At 40.5% G+C, this 8,682-nt stretch carries 8 protein-coding genes and 1 pseudogene; all 9 read right to left on the bottom strand.

All coding sequences use genetic code 11. The features are described 5' to 3' along the window. Nucleotides 1-8 precede the first annotated feature (8 nt). Entirely contained in the window at nt 9-1,973 is a 1,965-nt protein-coding gene (locus VZ94_RS09510; RefSeq protein ID WP_045779050.1) for a sulfotransferase family 2 domain-containing protein, read from the bottom strand. Between the two features lie 60 nt (nt 1,974-2,033). After that, entirely contained in the window at nt 2,034-2,627 is a 594-nt protein-coding gene (locus VZ94_RS09505; protein WP_131655519.1) for a hypothetical protein, read from the bottom strand. Between the two features lie 24 nt (nt 2,628-2,651). Beyond that, complete coding sequence (locus VZ94_RS09500; RefSeq protein WP_045779048.1) at nt 2,652-2,861, bottom strand: sulfotransferase family protein; 210 nt, start codon at nt 2,859-2,861, stop codon at nt 2,652-2,654. A 10-nt stretch (nt 2,862-2,871) separates the two neighbouring features. Then, a complete protein-coding gene (locus tag VZ94_RS09495) occupies nt 2,872-3,741 on the bottom strand; it encodes a sulfotransferase (RefSeq protein ID WP_045779047.1) in 870 nt (289 codons plus the stop codon). Then, nucleotides 3,734-5,068 (bottom strand): glycosyltransferase family 4 protein, encoded by a 1,335-nt coding sequence (locus VZ94_RS09490; RefSeq protein WP_204369096.1) that lies wholly within the window; start codon nt 5,066-5,068, stop codon nt 3,734-3,736. Before VZ94_RS09490 ends, VZ94_RS09495 begins: the two co-directional genes overlap by 8 nt. Beyond that, nucleotides 5,046-6,707, bottom strand: coding sequence for a glycosyltransferase (locus tag VZ94_RS09485; protein WP_045779046.1), 1,662 nt, complete (start codon nt 6,705-6,707; stop codon nt 5,046-5,048). The genes VZ94_RS09490 and VZ94_RS09485 overlap by 23 nt, the downstream gene beginning before the upstream one ends. 353 nt (nt 6,708-7,060) lie before the next feature. Beyond that, entirely contained in the window at nt 7,061-7,393 is a 333-nt protein-coding gene (locus VZ94_RS09480; protein ID WP_045779045.1) for a hypothetical protein, read from the bottom strand. A gap of 121 nt (nt 7,394-7,514) precedes the next feature. Next, on the bottom strand, nt 7,515-8,156 hold the full coding sequence (locus tag VZ94_RS22720) for a glycosyltransferase (protein WP_157844894.1): 642 nt from the start codon (nt 8,154-8,156) through the stop codon (nt 7,515-7,517). Beyond that, nucleotides 8,077-8,682, bottom strand: a pseudogene (locus VZ94_RS25895) (glycosyltransferase); the annotation flags it as partial. The pseudogene VZ94_RS25895 and the gene VZ94_RS22720, both read right to left, overlap by 80 nt.

The raw sequence follows: 8,682 nt of genomic DNA, 5'->3' as shown, positions 1-8,682 counted from the left end.
CATGAGAGTCACCTAGTACCAGAATACTTTTTTTGTATTGTTTTTTTTGTAGATGTGGCTATGGAGTTAGGTGATTTTGTGTGTTTTTTTTGGATGAGTTCAAAAATAATATCGTTGCGTGATCTGATTGCGTTTAATGCGGCCCGTTCATATTGGTTGAGCTTTTCTTTCAACTGTTCGATTTGATCCGATGCGCTTAGGCTTTTAGGGGCGGACTGCCAGGAAGTTATTGAATAGCCATAATGAGCAAAATCTTCTTTATAAAATTCTGCAACCAAGGCTGCTGTTTGTTCGTCATAATAATTTTGCCATTCAATTGGTAGTGATTCGTTTGTGCGGTGTTTTTTTAATAATATGTTGGCGTCTTTGTCAGGCGCAATTAGGTTAAGGATTTCTTGTAACTCATCGGCTAAGTTTTCTGTATGTATAACATGTGTGTAGTCAATGAGATCTGGTAGTAATAAATTAACCATTGCGCGCCAATGTGGGTTGCAATGTTTAGGATTTTGGGTTTCGACTACCCAGCGTACAAAGTTTGGGAAACTTGGGCATTGCTTAGAGTCAGTGTTGGTATAATTAGCAATAAGTTGCCAATTTCTCTCGTACCCAGGTTCTTTTTGTCTAATTTTGTCTGCCCAAGCCGAGGCTAAGCGAGCATAAGGGTTTCTAACTACACAGAAGCGGACAACCGTATTTTTATTAAGAAGGTTTAAGCGCATATTCGATTGAATATGCATTAAATTTTTTATTCTATGGCTTTCGCGTAGATGAATAACCATTGCGGGGTTGCTTTCTTTACCAACCTGCTTTTGCTTTACTACTCGATTTTCTAATTCTGTTAGTACCCATTTCATAGTACTACAGGCGGCTTTAGGCGTTTCCACAAATACATAATTCAATTGGTCGCCAACAAAAGAGCTGTATGCCAGTCGTTTTTCAATAGCTTCGATAGAGTAGCCATGTAATTTGTCTTGCTGGGCAAATGCCTCTAGCCAACTTGACTGATCTTTAGTTACTTTATTTGCTTGTGGTTTCTCGGAAAGGACAACTCGATAGTGATTTATTAAGTCTGAAATAACTTGGTTATTTGTTGTTTTGATAGCCTCAGGCAATTCTGCTATAAATTCATTAATTAACTTAGCATATTTGTCGGCAGCAAGAGTGTCCGTCTCTGAATTCAAGTCATGTTCTTTGAAATAGGAATCACGGAATTGTTTTTTATCATCGTTTAAGGCTAAGCGACCATTGCCTCGTATCGCTTTCCACTGATATTCTTCCTGTGAACGAATAGCGTAATGATTTAATTGGCAAATATCATGATAGATAGGAGATTCACTGTTTTTTCTTGGATGATTGCCATACACAATATCTTTAGCAACACAAACTTTTTCCTGAACCGTGGCATAAATAACGCTTCCCCATTGATTGTCAGTCTTTGGAATGGGGCGATGGTTTGATATAAAGGCGTAAAGTTCAGAGTTAATTTTTGATATGCTTTTACCGAATTTGTTGTGCGTCGTGGTCGAATCGCACTGTATGAACCGTGATATCGTTAAGTTTTGTTGGTAGTTTTGCTGTTTTGCCGAACCAAAATGCTTCCAGTTAATGAATAGCGCGTCAGGGTGGTTATAGTGTGATAATAACTCCTGTACTGATTGGTGTTGTTTTAATACTAAGAATTCGTCGCAATCAAACCAACACAGGTAGCCACCGTGTTCTGCAGGAACTTTAAACAGTTCTTTTGATAAGCTTCTAAAGGCACTAAGTTGTGGGCTTTCGCCTTCGGCTAAGGTGCGAGGCCTCCATTCAATTAATCCTGCTTTTTCCATTACAGCAAGCAACGCATCAGAACCATCGTCATTATCGTTTGAAAATATCACAATTCGGTCAAAACCTAATAATTTGTAATGAGCGACCCATTCCAATAAATAAGGGCCTTCATTTCTGACGCAAGTCGCCAACGTAAATTTCATTTAACTATTCCTCTGAGCACTTGGTTTCCGTAGGTATTAATAATACGATGTGGTTAAAAATTAATATCGCCAGGAAGGATGATTCAAATTGCGCGCGTAAAATTCTTCGTAGTAAGGCTTTAACTTGCGCATAGCCATTTTTTCCCATTGTGTTGGCATTGACAATTCTTTTGATGCGTTGATTTTGGTATCAGAAGCATCCGATTGATAATCAATATGGCGAATAGCGAGAAATTTTTCTAAATGCCAAAGCGAGCCTTGGGGGAATGCAATAAAGTCTTCAAGATAAAATACTTTTACGTTTTCTTCACCAAAAACTCTGACTAACCGATCATAGTTTGAGGCGTACTCTACGTTTTTCCAAAACCAGGCTTTGTTAATGAGTTTACGAAACTCTTTTAATGTTAATTCATCGACTAAATCTTCTTCGCCTTTAAATTTGTAATGGAATTTGATATGCGACCATAATCGGGCCAATGGGTCACGCAAGGTATAAATGACTTTAACGTGCTTGGCGATTTTAAGTATTTTTTCTAAGTCCTCTTCTTCTAACAGCGAATATTGATTAGAAAAAATCCGCGCAATAAACATTTCTGGGAATAGATTGAAATAGCGAACAATACCATTGATCGTTAATGATCTCAGGCTCAGCATAGTTTTTATACCAATCAATAGTTTTTACGCTTTGTTTTTTTTTTTACGGTCTAGCTGTAATTTTTTTTGCCGGTCACTATGCGCTAGCTTTAATCCTAAGCCTTTATTATGTGAAAAGTAGTGGAGTTCTTTTTCTGGCGTAAAATGAACTTGTGGATGCACTTCGAGTTGCTTATACAGCCAGGTCGTACCGGCTTTCATTGCGCCGGCACCAATAACAAGTTTTTCTAGCATAGTGTGACCTCTAAGCGATACACGCGTCTTTACCAAAGGTTTTATCTAAGAAACTTTGGTTATTAACATAGCGGCTTTTTAATAATTCAATGGTGCCATCTGATAAGTCTTTGGTTTCATCAAGCGCATTAACCTTAGTGCCAGTAATTTTTTGGTAATTAGGTAACGATACGGGGACTTGAAGGAAATCTGACAATTCTTCTGCGGTCCCTTCTACATCTCCAAACAAATTGTCATAGCTTAATATCAGCACGTGCTTAAATTCTTGTTGATAACCAGTCAAAGCTGTTTCATAGTCATTTAAAGCGTCTTGCACCTTTAGCCATTCGCTATTCGTGCTGTTTAATAATTTAACCATTTCCTCCTCAAATAACGTGTTATCAGCGTCAGGGAGCCCATACATCAGTAATTTGAACGCAGATATAAAGCGCTTTACTGGGTTTCTGGCGAGTAAAAGGATTTTTGCATCGTCGCCAACCGTGGCACGCATTTTAGCTATACCTTCGGGGGGCAAAATCATATATTCAGGGGTGATTTCACCGAGTAATTTGCTGCCTTGTACGCAGGGTCTGAATAAGTCTAAATAGTCAATATGTTGAACTTTTCGTGTCGATAGCAAGAAATTAGTGCGTAACGAGTTCTTAAAGCGTTTATTTAAAAAACCAAGTTCTTTAGCTTTAATAATTCTATCAATATCTTTATTTAAATGACTGACTGCAAATTTGTGTAGCACTGAGGGATTACGCACGTTGAACATGGTATCGAAATAATGCAACTCTTTTACCGGATGCATGTAAATAGGCGTGCATTGCTCTAGCACTCGGTGTAATAACGTAGAGCCTGCTCTTTGTGAACCTATGCCAATTACAAATTTATTCATGATGTTGGGTCCTTTGTCGATAAATATCAGCTAATTCTTTAACTTGTTCAGTGACGCATCTTAATGATGGGGTTATGACGTTTTCTTTGAAGTGTTCAGGATTTTTATTGATGGTTGTTAAGCTGTTAGTAATGGCTTCTAGCGTGGGCTCTATGACAAAACCTGTTTTTCCGTCAATAACATCTTCCGCGATACCACCCATATTGCTAGCAACTACCCAGCATTGACACGCAGCTGCTTCGCGCGTGACCAAGCCATAGCTTTCAGGCCAAGTTGAGGGCGCAAATAACACGTCGATTTGACCGTATAATTCGGCAACGCGAAGTTGGCTATAGCGCCCAACAAACGTTACTGGCACTTTTCCCCAATGGCTTTCCATGCGGTAGCCTTCTTCTTGAGAAGAGTCGACAACAAGTACTTCTATATTTTTGGGCTGTAACTTTGTGATGGCTTTTTTCAGCAAAAAATAGCCCTTATGCTCAGCCATGCCACCGACATGACCTATGACAACGTTATTGGTGTAACGGGTGTCTTTGGGCAGCCATGTTATGCTAGCGGAAATACCATTTTTATTTATCTTAACGTGTGGGACGTCATTTTTGTGATAAATTTCAGCAAAAGAATCGGATACGGTGAGTACTTCATCAGCATGATTAAGCAGGTCTTTCAGATATAGAATACGCTCCATGGATTCGCTAAGTGTAGTAAAGCTCGGCGGTGTGTATTCTTCGTAAGGGTTAGGATGTCCATCAGGGTAGACTTTGTTGCTTTCATCGACTAAAAATTGATAGTCGGAAATCCACCACGCGTCATGGGTCGTGACAATATAGGGGATTTTGGCTTCTCTAGCCGCTTCTAAGACACCACCGCCTAAGCGTTGCACGCAGTGAAAATGAATTAAGTCAGGTTGCTCGGCGATGAGAAAGTCTTCAAATAGCGCTTTCATCTCTTCATCGTAGGGATTCCAGTCCATCTGTTCGCGCCAAAGCACCGTTGCTCGGTAAACGCGTGCGCCTTGGTGATTGTATATCGTCATGACATGCGGAACATGAGGTGTTTTATGTTCAGCATCGCTGGTAAAAACACATAATTCAAATTCTTCGCTATAGTTTTTCTGCAATAAATCGAAATTGTCTGATACAACACGAGTGCCACCGCCTATCGATTGTGGCGGGAAGAAGACATTGACTAAGGCGATTTTTTTACGTGCGGGGCGTTCTGCCACTTGAGCTGACATTACGGCTTGCGACAACACATGGCTAATATTGTTTGCTAAGGCTTCTATACTATATTCGGCATGGACTCTAGCAAGTGCTTGTTGCGCCATAGATTGACGTTTTTTCAGGATTTTCTATCAGCGATTTTAAGCCTTGATACCAGTCTTCACTGCTACTAACCAAAATGCCGTCTATGTCTTGCTGAATCACATCTCGGTAATTTGCTGTCGTACTGAGCACAGATGGAATGCCTAAACACGCGGCTTCAAACCATTTTAGCTCGCTTTTGCAACTGTTAATGTCGTCATCATGCAATACCGCTAAGTTAATGTCGGCGCGTTCGAGTAATGCCCAGTAGGTTTTAATGTTCTTAACCGGTGGCATTTGTTTGATGCGACCTGGATAGCGTTTGACGAATTCATTGGGTAATTTTAAATAGCCGGCAATCATTAATGCCGCTTGCGGGTATTCATCCAATATCCGTGTGATGGCTGGCAGAGCTAATTCATTGAAATCACTGTTATGAGCCATGGTACCGCTACCATAAAATATATCTATGGTCGGTTTAGCAGGGTTAAGTGCTTTTTCGCGGAATAAGTTATGTGAATCGATACCGTTGCGATGAATATAGCATTGATTGGCAAAGACTAATTGGGCGAGTTTGTCGGCCAGTGGTTGCGTCGATGCCAGACCATAGCGGCAATAGCGGGCGGCAGCGTTAAACGAGGCCATACCTTTTAAAATTTGAATATAAAGATTCAAACTTAAATAGCCGCCATACGTTTCTATCGGTGGCGGATAAGCGGCATCGAATAATAAGTCGTCGATTTCATACAGTGATAGCTTACCTGTGGCGTTAACTTGTGCCATTGTTTTAAGCACTTGTGGCTCTGCCGGTACACGATAAAAAATGACTACATCGTGAAACACTAGTTCTTGCTGATGCTTAGCAAGCTCTAGCCATGAAATCGTAGTAACTTCTTTACCAGCGAATTCTAATTGCTCTACTTTTTGGTCGATGCGGTAACGAACACATTGCGGAATATGCATATCACCGATAATTAGAATGCGTTGTAAATTGCATTGATTAATATAGGTAGGGTTTTGTTTAGCGCCAAAGGCTTGCAAATACGTTTGATAAATAAAGTCAGAAATATCCGTCATGGCTGTTAATAAACCAGTACGGTCATTGGTGATGGCCATGACTTCTAGGCGGCCTTGCTGTTTCAGCCAATAGTCGTGAATTAAGCTATCTAAACGATCATAGAGAAAATTAAACTCAGGGTTGCGCTCTATACCGGCTATGATGGAGTGAATGAGGTTTTTTGAACTCGTTGATTGCTTGCGCGCTTGTTCTAAATTAGAGAATAGCCATTTGCTGACGCGACCATTCGCAAGGACAGCCGCTTCATAGTGTGAGGCGGCGCTTTCATAGTCACGCTGTTCTAAATAAGTATTGCCTAATAATTCTAGGAATTCTGCGCGTTGTTCAAAGGTTAAACAGATTTTTAGCAATGTTCTAGCGACATCGATGTTATGCGCAATTAATCTTTGCTTAGCGAGTTCTAAATAAAAATTAGCATTTATCGCGTTATTACGGCTTAGTTTTAATGGAGACGTTGCTTGTCCCGATAAAACTTGTTGGAAATCTTTTGAGGTTATATAAATACCCGTTTCGGCATTTTGTGCCAGCATTTGACTGAACTTAAAGCTTGCCGGTAATAATTTTAACGTTGCATTGGTTTGCAAGCGTTTGTTTAACAGCCGGGTATCGTTGGCGATAATGTCAATTGACGATGGGCGATCAGGTTTTTTTGCTTTTAATAATAATCCGGTTTCCCCCGTTTCTTCTTCTTTGGCTTCGAGGTCGTATTGACAAGCCGCAAGAAAGATGTCGACTATTTCATCGGGTACGATAATCGAGAAGCCTGAATTTTTAAAATCAGAACCAAACTTTGCTGCGACATCAGGGCGCTCATGCCAGTTGGCTGTGACAGGATAGATTTTGTTATTAATGCTTAACGCAAGCTGAGTTTCGTCTTTATCTTGGTTAACAATCCAACCACGAACTTCTAAGCCAAATATTTGCTCGACATGACCCTCTAATGCTTTATTGCTTTTGCTTTTTTGGTGATAAGTTCGCTGCTGGGAGCGGTTTTATTACGGTTAACTAATACTTTATTATTGGCGATTACTTCTATGCTTTTGTCATTTTGTAGTGCTGATGTGTAAGCATCTGATAAAGCATCGGGAATCGTTATAGTGAAACCTGGCAAGATAAATTCACTGCCTACGCTAGCTGAGACGTCGGCGCGCTCATGCCAGCTATAAGGAGCTTGATAGGAGACGCTGTCAATGCGCAAAACGATATTGAGTTCAGTGTGTTCACGGTTAATGACCCAGCCATGAATTTCATTTTGTTCAAGTCGTTCCACATAACCTTCAATGGGGGATTTTTTCTTTTTCGCGAAAAATTAGCTTTCGCTAGCGTCTGCATGGCAGATGGTTTTGTTTGCATAATGTTCTCGTTGCTATCGTGTTCGTATGGGGGGCTTGCTAGAGTAGGGTACAAGTGTGTCTAAACTGCTCAAATTGTTCGTTAATTTTGGCAGGGGAGTCTGCTAAGCTTAATGGCATTAATAAATCGTGCATACCAACTTCTTTGGCACGTCGTGCGATGGCACCTATATCGAAGGCGAATACGGGAAGATTGGCGCTTATTGCTAGCGAGAAGGTATAACTATAAGTTTCCGGCCATAATGAAGGTAGCCAGACAACATGGGGTGTGATTGTTTTGAGTTTATCCAAGGCGTCTTGTTCGTGATATTTTCCCGTAACGCTAACGCCAGCTTCTTCCATGAGTTTGTCATTCATACTATAGCCCATAAGGGTGAACTCTATAGGGAGGTTGTTTTGGCGTGCATATTTTGCGGCAGAGATAATAACATGAAAGCCTTTTAATTTACCAATGGCGCCGATAATCACTATTTTTAGTTTTTCACCGGTTTGAATTTTTGGGTATTGAATAGCAAGTTTAGAGCTATCGATAGTTTCATGAGGCGCTACAGTAAATTGAATATCGGGGAAATACTGAATTAAGCGTGCAGCAATGTCTAAATCAGGTACTTGAACTTTTTTCTGCGCATTGTAATATATGATGATGCATAGCGCGCCAGGCGACAATATCGGTGACGCCAAAGTCAGAGCCACGCTCGCTTAGGCATTGATTACATTGTTCTGCCTTTTGAGGTTCGCCACAGTACATGCCGTTTTCATCGGCTAGATTGATTCTTGGGCAAATGACTTTGTAGTCATGTAGGTTGATATGCCAACGGCATTCTAATAGTTGTACGAGCTGCTCAAATTGCTTAGGTGCTTCAGGAGGGAAGTCGACTAAGCTATGTGTGTGTATTTCGGAGATATTTAATACTTGTAGCGCTGTTTTTAAATGGGTTAAGTCGGTTAATTCAAATGGGTTGATATTAGGGAACGACTTAATCGATGGATGCCCTAAGATGACTTTTTCTGGTTTTTTGGTAACGGGCCGTAAGGTATAAACACCGACACCCGCATTCGTTAGATTAATAATATCTTCTTGTAATTTGCGTTCAGAACCTCCGCCTCTGTTGTGCGAGACAATTAAGACGTTTTTTTTTTTCTTTACGCATACGCGTAGTCGAGCAGAATCTAAGCGACAACGAGCGAGTTTAAGTGGGTCGTTGAA

It is taken from the genome of Methylocucumis oryzae (assembly GCF_000963695.1).
In the GTDB taxonomy this organism is placed as follows: Bacteria; Pseudomonadota; Gammaproteobacteria; order Methylococcales; family Methylomonadaceae; genus Methylovulum; species Methylovulum oryzae.
The sequence above is the reverse complement of the archived record's forward strand: the minus strand, read 5'-3'. Positions and strand labels throughout refer to the sequence as shown.

Bases quoted from the DNA above. Each gene is read 5' to 3' on its own strand.
- VZ94_RS09510 (WP_045779050.1), bottom strand. From the start codon at position 1,973: ATGAAATTTACGTTGGCGACTTGCGTCAGAAATGAAGGCCCTTATTTA.
- VZ94_RS09490 (WP_204369096.1), bottom strand. From the start codon at position 5,068: ATGGCGCAACAAGCACTTGCTAGAGTCCATGCCGAATATAGTATAGAA.
- VZ94_RS09495 (WP_045779047.1), bottom strand. From the start codon at position 3,741: ATGAATAAATTTGTAATTGGCATAGGTTCACAAAGAGCAGGCTCTACG.
- VZ94_RS09500 (WP_045779048.1), bottom strand. From the start codon at position 2,861: ATGCTAGAAAAACTTGTTATTGGTGCCGGCGCAATGAAAGCCGGTACG.
- VZ94_RS09505 (WP_131655519.1), bottom strand. From the start codon at position 2,627: ATGCTGAGCCTGAGATCATTAACGATCAATGGTATTGTTCGCTATTTC.